The sequence below is a fragment of the Parazoarcus communis SWub3 = DSM 12120 genome, from assembly GCF_003226565.1.
Classification (GTDB): Bacteria; Pseudomonadota; Gammaproteobacteria; order Burkholderiales; family Rhodocyclaceae; genus Parazoarcus; species Parazoarcus communis.
On record NZ_QKOE01000004.1, the window covers coordinates 165,515 to 179,905 of the forward strand.

General features: G+C 62.8%; 16 protein-coding genes. 9 read left to right on the forward strand and 7 right to left on the reverse strand.

Annotated elements, in window-relative coordinates:
• Window positions 1-9: 9 nt before the first annotated feature.
• Genes cbiT through cobF form a run of 4 tightly spaced genes read left to right on the forward strand, consistent with a single transcriptional unit; the run spans window position 10 to window position 3,203 of the window.
• Entirely contained in the window at window positions 10-1,269 is a 1,260-nt protein-coding gene (gene cbiT, locus DNK49_RS07800) for a precorrin-6Y C5,15-methyltransferase (decarboxylating) subunit CbiT (protein WP_243632276.1), read from the forward strand.
• Entirely contained in the window at window positions 1,266-1,640 is a 375-nt protein-coding gene (locus tag DNK49_RS07805; protein WP_110523776.1) for a cobalamin biosynthesis protein, read from the forward strand. The genes cbiT and DNK49_RS07805 overlap by 4 nt, the downstream gene beginning before the upstream one ends.
• A complete protein-coding gene (cobM, locus tag DNK49_RS07810; protein WP_110523777.1) occupies window positions 1,637-2,428 on the forward strand; it encodes a precorrin-4 C(11)-methyltransferase in 792 nt (263 codons plus the stop codon). Before DNK49_RS07805 ends, cobM begins: the two co-directional genes overlap by 4 nt.
• A gap of 7 nt (window positions 2,429-2,435) precedes the next feature.
• Window positions 2,436-3,203 carry a precorrin-6A synthase (deacetylating) gene (cobF, locus tag DNK49_RS07815; protein WP_110523778.1) on the forward strand — a complete coding sequence of 256 codons (768 nt, stop codon included), beginning with the start codon at window positions 2,436-2,438 and terminating at the stop codon, window positions 3,201-3,203.
• Between the two features lie 130 nt (window positions 3,204-3,333).
• Here cobF and rplS read toward each other — a convergent pair whose 3' ends face one another.
• The 4 genes from rplS to rpsP form a co-directional block, all read right to left on the reverse strand.
• Window positions 3,334-3,726, reverse strand: coding sequence for a 50S ribosomal protein L19 (gene rplS / locus DNK49_RS07820; RefSeq protein WP_110523779.1), 393 nt, complete (start codon window positions 3,724-3,726; stop codon window positions 3,334-3,336).
• Between the two features lie 85 nt (window positions 3,727-3,811).
• Window positions 3,812-4,609: a tRNA (guanosine(37)-N1)-methyltransferase TrmD gene (trmD, locus tag DNK49_RS07825; RefSeq protein WP_279386411.1), complete on the reverse strand. Its 798-nt coding sequence runs from the start codon at window positions 4,607-4,609 to the stop codon at window positions 3,812-3,814.
• Window positions 4,610-4,616: 7 nt separating this feature from the next.
• Window positions 4,617-5,123, reverse strand: a complete 507-nt coding sequence (gene rimM, locus DNK49_RS07830) for a ribosome maturation factor RimM (RefSeq protein WP_110523780.1) — start codon at window positions 5,121-5,123, stop codon at window positions 4,617-4,619.
• Window positions 5,124-5,139: 16 nt separating this feature from the next.
• Window positions 5,140-5,388, reverse strand: a complete 249-nt coding sequence (gene rpsP / locus DNK49_RS07835) for a 30S ribosomal protein S16 (protein ID WP_110523781.1) — start codon at window positions 5,386-5,388, stop codon at window positions 5,140-5,142.
• A gap of 225 nt (window positions 5,389-5,613) precedes the next feature.
• Here rpsP and DNK49_RS07840 point away from each other — a divergent pair, with 225 nt between their 5' ends.
• The 3 genes from DNK49_RS07840 to DNK49_RS07850 all read left to right on the forward strand — a co-directional run bounded on the left by DNK49_RS07840 (window position 5,614) and on the right by DNK49_RS07850 (window position 8,162).
• Complete coding sequence (locus DNK49_RS07840) at window positions 5,614-7,122, forward strand: hypothetical protein (RefSeq protein WP_110523782.1); 1,509 nt, start codon at window positions 5,614-5,616, stop codon at window positions 7,120-7,122.
• Between the two features lie 87 nt (window positions 7,123-7,209).
• Complete coding sequence (gene wrbA / locus DNK49_RS07845) at window positions 7,210-7,809, forward strand: NAD(P)H:quinone oxidoreductase (protein ID WP_110523783.1); 600 nt, start codon at window positions 7,210-7,212, stop codon at window positions 7,807-7,809.
• Complete coding sequence (locus DNK49_RS07850) at window positions 7,806-8,162, forward strand: DUF2069 domain-containing protein (RefSeq protein ID WP_110523932.1); 357 nt, start codon at window positions 7,806-7,808, stop codon at window positions 8,160-8,162. Before wrbA ends, DNK49_RS07850 begins: the two co-directional genes overlap by 4 nt.
• A 164-nt stretch (window positions 8,163-8,326) precedes the next feature.
• Here the strand turns inward: DNK49_RS07850 and DNK49_RS07855 are convergent, their stop codons facing one another.
• From DNK49_RS07855 to DNK49_RS07865, 3 genes are all read right to left on the reverse strand, one after another.
• Window positions 8,327-9,862, reverse strand: coding sequence for a 2-isopropylmalate synthase (locus tag DNK49_RS07855; protein ID WP_110523784.1), 1,536 nt, complete (start codon window positions 9,860-9,862; stop codon window positions 8,327-8,329).
• A 402-nt stretch (window positions 9,863-10,264) separates the two neighbouring features.
• A complete protein-coding gene (locus tag DNK49_RS07860; protein ID WP_110523785.1) occupies window positions 10,265-10,753 on the reverse strand; it encodes a T6SS effector amidase Tae4 family protein in 489 nt (162 codons plus the stop codon).
• Window positions 10,750-11,139, reverse strand: coding sequence for a Rap1a/Tai family immunity protein (locus DNK49_RS07865; protein WP_110523786.1), 390 nt, complete (start codon window positions 11,137-11,139; stop codon window positions 10,750-10,752). Before DNK49_RS07865 ends, DNK49_RS07860 begins: the two co-directional genes overlap by 4 nt.
• 367 nt (window positions 11,140-11,506) lie before the next feature.
• Here DNK49_RS07865 and aptA point away from each other — a divergent pair, with 367 nt between their 5' ends.
• Together aptA and DNK49_RS07875 are read left to right on the forward strand one after the other, a co-directional pair.
• A complete protein-coding gene (aptA, locus tag DNK49_RS07870; RefSeq protein ID WP_110523787.1) occupies window positions 11,507-12,814 on the forward strand; it encodes an omega-aminotransferase AptA in 1,308 nt (435 codons plus the stop codon).
• A gap of 71 nt (window positions 12,815-12,885) precedes the next feature.
• The gene (locus DNK49_RS07875) at window positions 12,886-14,379 is read left to right on the forward strand and encodes a CoA-acylating methylmalonate-semialdehyde dehydrogenase (protein ID WP_110523788.1); all 1,494 of its coding nucleotides are present in this window, start codon (window positions 12,886-12,888) and stop codon (window positions 14,377-14,379) included.
• Window positions 14,380-14,391 lie beyond the last annotated feature (12 nt).

Below are 14,391 nucleotides of genomic sequence, written 5' to 3' on the forward strand. Positions count from 1 at the left end.
GGAAGATCCGTGTGGCTGAACATTGTCGGTATCGGCGAGGATGGCATGGCCGGCCTGTCTGCGGCAAGTCGTATGGCATTGGGTGAGGCCGAGGTGATCATCGGCGCGCCGCGTCATCTGCGCTTGCTGGAGACCAGTGGGCAGGCTGCTTCCGGGGCCGAAGGTGCCACAGCGTTCGACGACGGGGGCGCGCTGCGCGGCCGCACTGCTGCAGAACTCATCGAATGGCCGGTGCCTTTTGCCGCGGGTATCGAGCGGGTGCTCGCGCTGCGTGGACGGCGGGTGGTCATGCTTGCGTCCGGCGATCCGTTCTGGTTTGGCGCGGGCAGTGTGATCTGCCGTCACCTTGCGGCGGACGAATGGCGGGCGCTGCCCGCACCATCGGTGTTCAGCCTTGCTGCGGCGCGACTGGGCTGGGCCCTGGAACAGACGGTCTGCGTGGGGCTGCACGCCGCACCCTTCAACCGCTTGCGCCCCCAGCTTGCATCCGGTGCGCGCTTGCTGGTGCTGGTGCGTGACGGCGCTGCAGTTGGCGAACTGGCTGCCTGGCTGACGGCACAGGGCTTCGGTGCCAGCACTGTGCATGTGCTGGAGGCGCTGGGTGGGCCACGCGAGCGGATGCGCAGCCTGCGCGCTGCGGGTGGCATCGCGGACGAAGTCCTGCATCCGGTGACGGTTGGTATAGAGGCGATGGCCGCCAGTGCGGTGGCCATGCCGTGCGCTGCAGGCAGGCCTGATGGGCTGTTCGAGCACGACGGTCAGCTGACCAAGCGGCCGATGCGTGCGCTGACCCTGTCGGCACTGGCGCCACGGCCAGGCGAGCGGCTATGGGACATCGGCGCAGGATCGGGATCCATCGGCATCGAATGGTTATTGTCCCATCCGGCGAACCAGGCGGTCGGTTTCGAGGCCGATCCGCAGCGCGCCGATCGCGCCCGACGCAATGCGCTGGCGCTGGGGGCCGACCGTCTGCAGGTCGTGACCGGGCGGGCGCCCGCGGTGCTGGAGGGCCAGCCGGCGCCAGACGCGGTGTTCATTGGTGGTGGCTTGTCCGAGGCACTGTTGCAAACCCTGTGGGCGCGACTGGCGGTGGGCACGCGCTTGGTCGCCAATGCGGTGACGCTGGAGTCTGAAACCGTGCTGGCCAACTGGCACGCGAAGCATGGCGGGCATCTGCTGCGGGTGGAACTGGCCGAAGCTGCGCCACTGGGTGGCCGGCGTGGCTGGAAGGCGGCGTATCCAGTCGTGCAGTGGAGTGTGACCCGATGATCGTCGCGGGCTTTGGTTGCCGAACCGTGACCACGTCCGCCGCCTTGCATGCGGCGCTGGAGGGCGCGCGACGCGCTTTGCCGGGCGGGATGACCGTCGGTGCACTTGCGGCACCGGCGGACCGGCGCGCGCAGCTTGTCCCGCTGGCCCATGCCCTGGCCTTGCCCCTGCTGAGTGTCGGCGCGGCTGAAGTTCGTGGCCAGACGACGAAAACCATTTCCAGCCGCTGTCTTGCCGTGCGCGGCTGCGGCAGCGTGGCCGAGGCGGTTGCGCTGGCCGCTGCCGGCGCGGGCGGTCGCCTGCTCGTTACCCGTCACATTTCCCCTGATCGCACCGCAACCTGTGCAATCGCTCAAGGAGAGAACCCATGACCGTTCATTTCATTGGTGCCGGTCCCGGCGCCCCCGATCTGCTCACCCTGCGCGGTCGCGACCTGATCGCCGCCTGCCCGGTGTGCCTGTACGCCGGCTCGCTGGTGCCCGAAGCGGTGCTGGCCCACTGTCCGCCAGAGGCGCGCATCGTCAATACTGCGCCGCTGTCGCTCGACGACATTACCGCTGTGTTCGAGCAGGCCCATGCCCAGGGTCTCGATGTGGCGCGCCTGCATTCGGGCGATCTTTCGGTGTGGTCGGCCATGGGTGAGCAACTGCGTCGCCTGCGTGCGTTGGGCATCCCCTATACCGTGACGCCGGGTGTGCCTGCCTTTGCCGCGGCTGCGGCCAGCCTGGGAGCGGAGCTGACGCTGCCGGGCGTGGCCCAGTCGGTGGTGCTGACCCGTACCCCGGGGCGCGCCAGCTCGATGCCCGAGGGTGAGAGCCTGGCTCATTTTGCCCGTTCGGGTGCAACGCTGGCCATCCACCTTTCGATCCACAAGCTCGCCGAAGTGGCTGCGGCGTTGGCGCCGTTCTACGGTGCGGACTGTCCGGTCGCCGTGGTCTGGCGCGCGAGCTGGCCGGAACAGCGCATCGTGCGTGCGACGCTGGCGGATATTGCGGCGCGGGTCGATGACAGTATGGAACGCACTGCCTTGATCCTGGTGGGGTGGGTGCTGGCGGCCGAAGGCTTTGATGAAAGCCGCCTGTATACGCCGGATTATGAGCGCCGTTTCCGTCCGCAGTCCGCCGGTGCAATGCACGGTTGCACGACCGAGCAGGGCTGAGGCAGGCATGGCGGACACCCTCGAACTTCACCTGGTCGGCATCGGTACCGGCAATCCTGATCATCTGACGTTGGCTGCAATCGAGGCCTTGAATGGCGCCGATCTGATCCTGCTGCCGCGCAAGGGTGAGGACAAGGCGGATCTGGCCGACCTGCGCCGCGAGATTTGTGCGCGGGTGCTGCGTGCGGATGTGCAGGTGCTGGAGTTCGACCTGCCAGTGCGCGCTTCAGACGGAGACTACCTGGCCGCAGTAGCAGAGTGGCACGACGCGATCGCGGCCGAGTGGCAGCGCCAGATCGCATGTCATCTGCCGGAGGGGGCGTGCAGGGTGGCCTTGCTGATCTGGGGCGACCCTTCGCTTTACGACAGCAGTTTGCGTATCGCGGCACGTCTGTCGAGTCATGCGAAGACCTTGCAGATCAAGGTCGTGCCGGGTATCACCAGCATGCAGGCCCTGACTGCGGCGCATGCGATTCCCCTCAATGAGCTTGCCGAGCCGGTGTTGATCACGACCGGGCGGCGTCTGCGTGAGCGGGGCTGGCCTGCCGATGCGGCCTCGGTGGTGGTGATGCTCGATGGTGGATGTGCCTTCCAGGCACTTGATCCGGATGGGGTGTTCGTCTGGTGGGGGGCGTATCTTGGCATGCCCCAGCAGGCATTGGTGGCGGGGCCGCTTGAACTCGTGGCCGAGGAGATCGCCGAGCAGCGTGCGGTGCTGCGCGATGCTCATGGCTGGATCATGGACGTCTATCTGATGCGCAAGTCTCCCACATGAGTGATGGCGACCCGTTCTGGTAGCTTGCTCGGCAGCAAGCACGCGGTGCGCTTGGCGTGCAGGGTAAAGGGCGGTGCCATGAAAAAACGGACCCTTGCGGGTCCGTTTCTGGTGCGATTCCGGATGGAAATCAGCCTTGTTGCTTCTTGGCAGCAACCGCCTTGTAGTCCAGCTTTTCCTTGATCCGAGCCGACTTGCCCGAGCGCTGGCGCAGGTAGTACAGCTTGGCACGACGAACGTCACCGCGGCGCTTCACTTCAACCGAAGCGATCAGCGGGGAGTAGGTCTGGAACGTACGCTCGACACCCTCGCCGGAGGAGATCTTGCGGACAATGAAGGAGGAGTTGAGACCGCGGTTGCGCTTGGCGATCACGACGCCTTCGTAAGCCTGCAGACGCTCGCGGGTACCTTCCTTGACCTTCACCTGGACGATCACGGTGTCGCCGGGGGCAAATGCCGGGAAGGACTTGCCTTCGGAAACGCGGGCGATTTCTTCCTGTTCGAGTTGCTGAATCAGGTTCATGTGTTTGACTCCATCTGGTCTATTGGCCATTGGCCTTCCATGCAGAGCAGGTTGCCACCTGATGCATGCGGTTTATGATGAATCCTCAGTCGGCAAGGCCGGCTGAGGTTTCGGCTTGCTCCCGCCGGAATTCCTCCAGCAGGCGCAATTCTTCCTTGGTCAGCACACGCCCGGCGAGCAGTTCGGGGCGTCGCATCGCGGTACGTCCCAGTGCCTGCTTCAGCCGCCAGCGGCGGATCAAGGCATGGTTGCCGGACAGCAGTACATCCGGCACCCGTTCATTCTGGTAAATCTCCGGCCGCGTATAGTGCGGACAGTCCAGCAAACCGTCGGCGAAGGAGTCTTCCACGGCCGAGTCGGCGTCGTTCAGCGCGCCAGGCAACTGGCGCACGATGGCATCGAGCAGCACCATCGCAGGCAATTCGCCACCAGAGAGCACGAAGTCTCCCAGCGAGATTTCTTCGTCCACTTCACGGTCGATCAGGCGTTGATCAACCCCTTCGTAGCGTCCACATAGCAGGATCAGTCCCGGCAACTGTGCCAGTTCCATCACCCGACGGTGATGCAGCGTACGACCCTGCGGCGACAGATAGATGACCGGGCCGCTGCTGCCAAGCTGCTGCTGTTGCTGCTCACGGGCGCGGGCAATGCTGTGCGCCAGTGGGTCGGCCAGCATCACCATGCCGGGACCGCCACCATAGGGGCGGTCGTCGACCGTGCGATGCGGGTCGCTGGTGAAGTCCCGCGGGCTGTGGAACGCCAGTTCATAAAGGCGTCGGTCCAGCGCGCGCCGGGTGATGCCGCTGCCGGTAAGGGCCGCAAACATCTCCGGAAACAGGGTGATGACATCGAAGCGGCGAGGGCCGCCAGTTGCGTGAGTCACCCCGTATTCACCAGTCCTTCTGCCACGCCGTGCGGATGCTCCGGGCGGCGAGGTCAACCTCCAGGATGTAGGCGGCAACGAACGGGATCAACCGCTCCTCGTCTCCATCCTGCACCTGCAGTACATCGTGGGCACCCGTCGATAGCAGACCACTGACAGTGCCCAAGGTGTTGCCGGCTTCGTCGAATACGGTCAGGCCGACGAGGTCGCCCCAATAGTATTCGTCTACGCCAGTCCTGGGCAGTGCGTCTCGCGGTGCCGCCACATACCAGCCTTCCACGGCTTCGGCAGCGTTGCGATCAGGAACGCCCTCAAGTGTTGCGATCAGGCCCTTGCCATGCACGCGGCAATTGCCAAGCGCACGCTGGGACCATTGACTGTCCGGCGCATCCGGATCGGCGCAGATCCACCAGTGCGACATGGTCCGCCATGATTGCGGGTCATCGCCAAATGGGTGGATCTTGAGCCAACCCTGAACGCCGAAAGGGGCGACGATGCGCCCCATGACTACCATGTGTCAGCAGCCTGAATCAGGCAGCCTTGCTGGCCTGCTTGACCAGACGGGCAACGGTCGGCGACAGCTGGGCGCCGTTCTGCTGCCAGAAGGTCAGGCGCTCGGTGTTGACCACCAGGCTCTTCTCGGCGCCCGAGGCGACCGGGTTGTAGAAGCCAACGCGCTCGATGAAGCGGCCGTCACGACGGTTACGCGAATCGGCAGCAACGATGTTGTAGAACGGGCGCTTTTTGGCGCCACCACGGGCAAGGCGAATGACGACCATCTGAGTATCCTGAGATCGGTGAAGACGAAAAGCGGACGAGTATAGAGCGCCGGGGAACTTTCAGCAAGTGATGTGTCGGATTAACGGTGCTTGCGGGAATCGGAGCTGCCCACTCGTGTCGCGCCTGGTCGCGTCTTTTCCGCCAAAAAGACACGTGACCGGGTGCCTTATCCGGAAAGTTGAATAGAATGCCATTTTCGCTGCCCCCGCGGTATGAGTCGCCCGATGCCTGAATTCGCCCCTCCTGTCGATCATCTGGACGCCGTGCTGGCCTGGCTTGCTGCCGAGCCCGCCGACGATCCTGTCGTCGACCTGACCGAGTTGCGCAAGCATCTGGATCTGCCGGCCTCACAGGACATCGTCGGTACTCAACGGCTTCAGGCGCTGGATCTGCTGCGGGTGCGGGCGCTCGACATCTGCAGCCGGTTCCGTCCACGCCTGTTGACGGCAGCCTTGCCCCTGGGGCGCAGCTTGCATCTGGCTGCGGCCGATCTGGTTGAGGCGTTGCTGGTGCTGTCCGAGCACTACCGGGTGCTGCTGGGTGAATTGCAGCGCCGCTGGCTATGGTCCCGGCAGCAGGAGATGGCGGTACTCAGCGCCCAGGGGCTGCAGATGGTCGGTGAGGCGGCCATGTTGTCGGCGATGGCTGGCGCGTCGGCACCGTTCGGACTGTGGCAAAAAGCGCATGCGCTGTGGCGTGCCTCGGGGCAGATGCGCGATGGCGGCGGCGTTGAGGCGACGCCGGTGTGCCTGCATTACCTGCGACTGCTGGCGATCGCTGTGAGCCAGCCGGAAAGCCTTACCGCCCGGGAGCTGCAGTGGCTGTTCGATTTTCTCGAATCGATTGCGCTCGACGGCGAGCTATCGACCTCGCCCATTCAGCCCGAGGCCGCTTCGTACTGGATCGATCTGGCGCAGGACAGCCCGCCGATCGCGATTGCGCGCAAGGCGCCGGGGCAGGGCAGTGACATCCTGTTCTTCGGGCCGCTGGCGCTCAACCGCCAGGTCAGTGCGCGTGTCGCCTGGCTGGAAGAGAAAATCCTTGAGGCCGAGGTTGTCGGGCTCGACACCGATGGCGAGTTGCTCGATCCGGAAAGCTCCGGATTGCCCGAGGGTCTGGCACCACTTGAGGCCTTGGCGCTGCTACGTCGCTTGCGTGATCGCTGGGCGACGCCTGCCCTGCGTTCGCAGCCGCGCCGGCGGCATCAATATCGTGTTCAGGTCGGGGCCGGTATCAAGGCAGTGTGGGATCTGCTGCGAGGAACGGCGGGGGAGCCGTCGGAGTGGATGGTCTACAACGAAAGCCCTGGTGGTTACGCGATCCTCAGTGTCGGTGGCGTGGATTGCAGTCTTTCGGCCGGCATGGTGCTGGCGCTGCGGCGCGAGCCCACACAGGGATGGACGGTCTGCGTGGTGCGCTGGATCCGCAGCGACAACCCGGATCAGGTCGAACTGGGCCTGCAGGTGATCTCGCAGGGTTGTGCGGCGGTGTCGGTCGGCTTTCGCGGGGCGGATTCGCAGTCGATGTCGCCCGCCCTGATGTTGCCACCGTTGCCTGCGGTGCGTCCGCACTTTGCCATCGTGGCGCATGCTGGAACCTATGCGTCGCGACGCTTCATCCTCATTCACGAGGACAAGCATCTCTACGTCGCGCAGTGTCGGGTGCTGGGCCTCGACATGCAGACAGCCAGCATCGAACTGTTCCAGTACGAGGTCGACCCCTATCCGATCTGATGGCCTCCGGGAAGGTCATGCATGGCACTCTGGGGGGGGCGTGACGTCGCAGGTATAATCCGCGCTTTTTACCGATCACGGGTTGCCATGCGGGAAATCCTGGTGTTGTATTACAGCCATCGCGGGTCGGTGCGTGCGCTCGCTGAACAGATTGCGTATGGCATCCATCAGGTGCCGGGAATGGCTGCCAGGGTACGCACGGTTCCCCGGGTTTCCACCGTATGCGAGGCGCTGGAGAGTGATATTCCGGCCGATGGTCCGCCTTACGTCGAGATACGCGATCTGGAGGAGTGTGTTGGTCTGGCGCTGGGCAGTCCGACCCGCTTCGGCAATATGGCGGCCCCGATGAAGTATTTTCTCGATGGACTGGCAGGTGCTTGGGTCAATGGCACGCTGGCGGGCAAGCCCGCCTGTGTGTTCAGCTCCACGGCCAGCCATCATGGCGGGCAGGAGAGCACACTGCTGTCAATGATGCTGCCGTTGTTGCATCACGGCATGCTGTTGCTCGGCTTGCCATACACGGAGCCGGCATTGAACGCGACACGTACTGGCGGAACTCCCTATGGAGTGACGCATCTGGCTGGGCCGGACGGCGTGCCGGTGTTGAGCCCCGAAGAAATCACCCTGGCCCAGGCCCAGGGCCGACGCCTGGCGAGCATCGCTGCCAGACTGGAGAGTACATGCTGAGCCCCAGAGTCCTGTCCCTGATCGCCAGCGTTTCCTTGCTGGCGCTGATTGCCTTGTGCGTGCTGTGGGAGGGCTGGCTGGCGCCGCTGCGACCGGGCGGGTCATGGATGATGCTGAAAGCGGTGCCGCTGCTGCCTGCGGTATTCGGCATCCTGCGGGGCAAGCGTTATACCTACCAGTGGATGTCGATGCTGGTACTGCTCTATTTCACCGAAGGCGTGTTGCGGGCCAGCGATCCGGGCCTGACCGGTGTGCTTGCGTTGATCGAGGTGGCGCTGTCGGTGGTGCTGTTCTTCGCCACCATGCTCTATGCCCGCAACACTGCGCCATCGCGGCAGAACAAGCCGGTGTAGGGACAGCATCCACAACGAGTTGCGGAGGTGCCCGAAGCGGGATCCGAGCCCACGTCTGGCTCAGCCGATGGCGGGGTTGTCACCCCGCCCTACCTGCCCGCCCCCAAGGGCGGGATGAAATCCCGCCGGGGCTGTTTGCAAGCGTCCAGCCACTACCCCTGATTTCAAACCTGTGGGTTAAGCTTCTGGCCGCCTGCGTGCAGCTTGTTCAGAGCGTTCAGGTAAGCCTTGGCGGAGGCGACGATGATGTCGGTGTCGGCGCCCTGACCATTGACGATGCGCCCATCGCGCGACAGCCGCACGGTGACTTCGCCCTGGGCATCGGTACCGGTGGTGATGGCGTTGACCGAGTACAGCAACAGCTCCGTTCCGCTGGCGGCGACCGATTCGATGGCCTTGAAGGCGGCGTCCACCGGTCCTGAGCCGGAGGCGCTTGCGCGGGTCTCCTTGCCGCCCGCGCTCAAGGTGACTTCGGCCTGCGGCGTTTCACCGGTTTCGGAATGGAAGCGGGTGGATACCAGGCGGTAGTGCTCGACCTCGGGGGTGATGGCTTCGTCGCTCATCAGTGCATGCAGGTCTTCGTCGAAGATCTCGTGCTTCTTGTCCGCCAGTTCCTTGAAGCTGGCGAAAGCCAGGTTCAGCTGCTCTTCAGACTCAACTTCGATACCGAGTTCCTGCAACCGGGCGCGGAAGGCATTGCGGCCGGAATGTTTGCCGAGCACCAGCTTGTTGGCGCCCCAGCCCACGTCTTCTGCGCGCATGATCTCGTAGGTTTCGCGATGCTTGAGTACGCCGTCCTGGTGGATGCCGGATTCGTGCGCGAAAGCGTTGGCGCCGACGATGGCCTTGTTGGGCTGAACCGGGTAGCCGGTGATCTGCGACACCAGTCGTGATGCGGGCACGATCTGGGTGGTATCGATGCGGGTTTCAACCGGGAAGACGTCGGCGCGCGTGCGCACTGCCATGACGATCTCTTCCAGCGACGCGTTGCCGGCACGCTCACCCAGGCCGTTGATGGTGCATTCCACCTGGCGCGCGCCGGCCATCACCGCAGCCAGCGAGTTCGAGACTGCCAGGCCAAGGTCGTTGTGGCAGTGTACCGACCACACCACCTTGTCGGCATTGGGGACGCGCTCGATCAGTGTGCGCAGCGTGGCGGCGTATTGCTCGGGTACGTTATAGCCGACGGTGTCGGGCACGTTGATCGTCTTGGCGCCCGCCCGGATGACTGCGTCGAAGATCCGCACCAGGAAGTCGATTTCCGAGCGGCCGGCGTCCTCGGCCGAAAATTCGACATCGTCGGTATATTCGCGTGCCCAGCCGATGGCCTTGACCGCTTGTTCGACGACCTCGTCCGGGCTCATCCGCAGCTTCTTCTCCATGTGGATCGGGCTGGTGGCAATGAAGGTGTGGATGCGGCCGCGGGCAGCCGGGCGGATGGCCTCGCCGGAGCGGCGGATGTCGTTTTCATTGGCGCGTGCCAGCGAACAGACGGTGGACTCCTTGATGGCCTCGGCAATCGAGCGCACCGCTTCGAAGTCGCCATTGGATGCGGCAGCAAAACCGGCTTCGATCACATCTACCCGCATGCGCTCGAGTTGACGCGCGATGCGCAGCTTCTCGTCACGCGTCATCGAGGCGCCGGGGCTCTGTTCGCCGTCGCGCAAGGTGGTGTCAAAAATGATCAGCGGGTCTTTCATGGTCGGCTCCTGCATGAAGGTCGGGGCAAGATGCCCAGGCTGCCGCCGGAGGCGGCAGCGTGATGTACGGATGAAGGGGAACGGTCAGCGCGCAGTGCGTAGTCGCAGGTGACGAGGCGGTGTCGTCACCACAGGGCGTGGCGCAAGGCGGGGAAGGGCGCGGTCACAGTTCATGAGCGGCACTATAAGTCAGCGATTTGCATGGTGGCAAGAATGGGCCCGAAAGCTCGGGACTATCGCGTGTTGCGCTGGGGCGCGACAGCTGGGAGAGGCGGCTTTCCGCGACATGGGGCTGTAAGCCGGGACCGCCGATCATTCCGTCAGCCGATCAGGTGCCTGATCTCTCACCTGATCGATGCGTAGTTGTATCACCTGCGGTTCAAAAACTCAGCACGAGCCAGATCAATCCAGCGGCCAGAACCACACTTCTTTCGCTGAGAAGTAGCATGCTGAGTTACATACTTGCGTGCTGTTTGTCGTTTCGATCACGTCAATATGACCTCCGCCATAGCCATCTATTTTCCAGAAAAATACGACCCCTTTCTTTCCAGTCAGCTTGGCCGGTGCATCAGTCGCTTTGAAAATTTGGGGTTTACCCAAGGCATGCGGGCTAGCGAGCTGATCGGCCAGAAGTTTTGCGCCAGGCTCTACCGTTCGCCCCTTGTACTTGCCGTTCTTGACTTTCAGTCGCCCATGGATCGGCACGCCGGATTTGATTAGTGCCAGACTCATTCGCGTAGCGCAGGTATTCACGTACCCACTGTTTTGTTTGATCAATGCCGCTTGGTCGAGCCCAATCTCGCTATAAAGTGCTTCACCCGATACATAGTCAGACCTGAATTTATCGGAAGTGTAGTGATTGTTTTTCAGAACCACGTAGGAAGGTTTCATTTGTGCTTACCTCCGCAGGAAAGGTCCTTTTTAAGGATGTCCGTAATGACAAGCGCTGCTCTTTTTTGAAGCTGTCCTGCGTCCGCTTTCCTCATGCCTTCGTAGACAATCTCATCCAGCGAAATCGTCTTGATATGGTAGTAATCACACCAGACGATGCCCTCCGTGGCATCGAGAACACCTAGTAGGTACATCTCGGCATATCGCCTTTCCACCATGTTCTTGCTCATGTAGGCTGAAAAAAAATCGCCTGCGGTCAAATTGTTGTTCTCGATAATCAAGGACTGAGAATCTGGCAGTGGCCGCAGTAGCTTGGTCTCGGCAAGAGCGTGAATGGGAATGCCAATGCATAGAAAAAAGAGCAAAAAACGGACGGGCTTCATCATGAACTTACATCCTCGCTTTTTTGTGTAGTTAATTGGGATATTTTAACATTTTCATCATTAATGTTTTTGGCATTTTGTCAGGCGGTTGCGAGCGTCAGATGCCGGGCCTGCTAGGCCCATCTGCGCTGGCGGCCGAGCTGGCGTTGGGGTGAGGGAAATTTCGGCGGTTTCTGCTTACAACCCTACATCAGGGTTTCATGAATGCAAGCCTCATCCGCGTAGATAATGGGACATGGCTGCGTTGCCGGGAAGGACAGGGAGCACAGGGTTAAAGTTTCGTATAACTGAAACTTCACTGTCGTTATCCGTTGTTTTCTGCACCTGTCTTCGTTGTTAGCATCCTCACACCTCAACAAGGATGCATGTCATGAACCACGATCAAGCCTTCTGGTTGCCGTATACCGCAAATCGCGCTTTCTGGAAGGCGCCGCGCGTAATCACTGGTGCGCGCGGCCATTACTACACGACTGACGACGGTCGTCAGCTGCTCGACGGTTTTTCCGGGTTGTGGACCTCCGGGCTGGGACATTGCCACCCGCGCATTGTCGCCGCGGTGCAGGCACAGGTCGGTACGCTCGATTACGGCATGGGTTTCCAGGTTTCCAATGACCGCGCGATTGCGCTGGCTGCCGAGGTCGCGACGATGGCACCGGCCGGGCTGGAGCGGGTGTTCTTTACCAACTCCGGTTCGGAATCCGCCGATACCGCGTTGAAGATCGCTCTGGCTTATCACCGTGCGCGGGGTGAGGGGCAGCGCACCCGCCTGATCGGCCGCGAGCGCGGCTATCACGGGGTCAATTTCGGTGGCATGTCGGTGGGTGGCATACCGGGCAACCGCAAGGTATTCAGTGCCGCCCTGCTGCCGGGTGTTGACCATATCCGCCATACCTACAGCCCAGCCGACATGGCCTACTCGCGTGGACAACCGGTGTGGGGTGCCCAACTGGCTGAAGATCTGGAGCGTCTGGTGGCCTTGCACGACGCCTCCAACATCGCGGCGTTGATCGTTGAGCCGGTGTCCGGTTCCACCGGCATCCTGGTCCCGCCGATCGGCTATCTGCAGCGCTTGCGTGAAATTTGCGACAAGTACGGCATCCTGCTGATCTTCGACGAGGTGATCACCGCCTTTGGGCGTGTGGGGGCGCCCTTTGCGGCGGCCCGATTCGGCGTGACCCCGGACATCATCACTACCGCAAAAGGACTGACCAATGGCGTGATTCCGATGGGTGCGGTGATCGTGCGCGAGCAGGTCTATCAGGCGCTGATGCAGGGGCCGGAACATGCGGTCGAGCTGTTTCACGGCTACACCTATTCCGGCCATCCGGTCGCGGCTGCTGCGGGTCTGGCCACTTTCGAGGTCTATCGCGAGGAGGACAGCTTTGCCCGCGCCCGTGCCCTGGAGCCGGTCTTCGAAGAGGCCATTCATGCATTGAAGGGTGAGCCGCATGTGGTCGACATCCGCAACTTCGGCCTGATGGGCGGGATCGAACTGGCGCCGAGGGCGGGGGCGCCAGGGGAGCGCGGTTTCGAGGTCTTCCTGAAGTGCTTCGAGGCAGGCGTGGTGATCCGCAATGGTGGCGATATCCTGCAGTTCTCGCCCTTCCTCGATTCGACACCCGACGAACTCGGCCGTATCTTCGACACCGTGCGTACGGCTTTGCGCAGCGTGGCCTGACAGATGTCGTCCCGGTAGGCGATCTGCGTCCAGCAACAAACTCAACAGAAGACTCAAGCGAAACTCAAATCATGAATATCCTCGGTCATTACATTGCCGGCCAGCCGGTTGCCGATACGTACCGTGCTCAGCCCGTGTTCAATCCCGCACTCGGTACGCCGGTGCGTCAGGTCGCGATGGCATCGAAAGCCACCGTCGAGCAGGCCATCGCTGCCGCCGAGGCAGCGTTCCCGGCTTGGCGCAAGACACCTCCACTCAAACGGGCACGCATCCTGTTCAACTACAAGGCGCTGCTGGAGCAGCACGCCGACCGCATCGTCGCGGCCATTGTCGAAGAGCATGGCAAGGTCTGGGAGGATGCGCATGGCGAGCTCGCCCGTGGGATCGAGGTGGTGGAATATGCCTGCGGTGCGCCGGAGTTCCTCAAGGGCGAACACAGCCGTGACGTCGGGCCGGAGATCGATTCCTGGTCGGAGTTCCCACCGCTGGGTGTGGTGGCCGGCATCACCCCGTTCAATTTTCCGGCGATGGTGCCGATGTGGATGTTTCCGATGGCGCTGGCCTGTGGCAACACCTTCGTCCTGAAGCCTTCGGAGAAGGATCCGTCGGCACCGATGATCCTGGCCGAACTGCTGACCGAAGCGGGCTTGCCGCCAGGCGTGTTCAATGTGGTCAATGGCGACAAGGAGGCGGTCGATACCCTGCTGACCGATCCCCGCGTCAAGGCGGTGAGCTTTGTGGGTTCGACACCGATCGCCGAGTACATCTACGCGACCGGCACCGCACACGGCAAGCGAGTACAAGCGCTGGGCGGGGCCAAGAACCATGCAGTGGTGATGCCCGACGCTGACCTGGATAACGCGGTCAATGCCATCATGGGGGCAGCCTATGGCTCCTGCGGCGAGCGCTGCATGGCGATCTCGGTTGTGGTTGCGGTGGGCGATGCGGTGGCCGATGCTCTGGTGGCCAGACTCAAGCCCAAGGTCGAAGCGCTGCGCATCGGCAATGGCGCTGCTCGCGGGCTCGACATGGGGCCGCTGGTCACTGGCGTGCATCGCGACAAGGTGCGCAGCTACATCGACCTGGGGGCCGAAGAAGGCGCTCAACTGGTGGTCGATGGCCGCACGCTGAAGGTGGCCGGGCACGAGGCGGGCTTCTTTCTCGGTGGCACCCTGTTCGACCACGTCAGCCCGACCATGCGGGTCTACAAGGAAGAGATCTTTGGCCCGGTGCTGGCGGTGGTGCGCGTGAACACCCTTCAAGAGGCGATTGCACTGATCGATGCGCACGAGTTTGGCAACGGCACCTGCGTGTTTACCCGTGATGGCGCTGTGGCAAGGCTCTTTACCGACAGCGTGCAGGTCGGCATGGTGGGGGTGAATGTGCCATTGCCGGTGCCGGTCGCCTGCCAGAGCTTTGGTGGCTGGAAGCGCTCGCTGTTTGGTGACCTGTATGCCTACGGGCCGGATTCGGTGCGCTTCTATACCCGGCGCAAGACCCTGACCCAACGCTGGATGACGGCCGGCATCGAGAAGGCGCAGTTTGCCTTTCCCAGCAATGGTTGAGCGGAGTGCGTA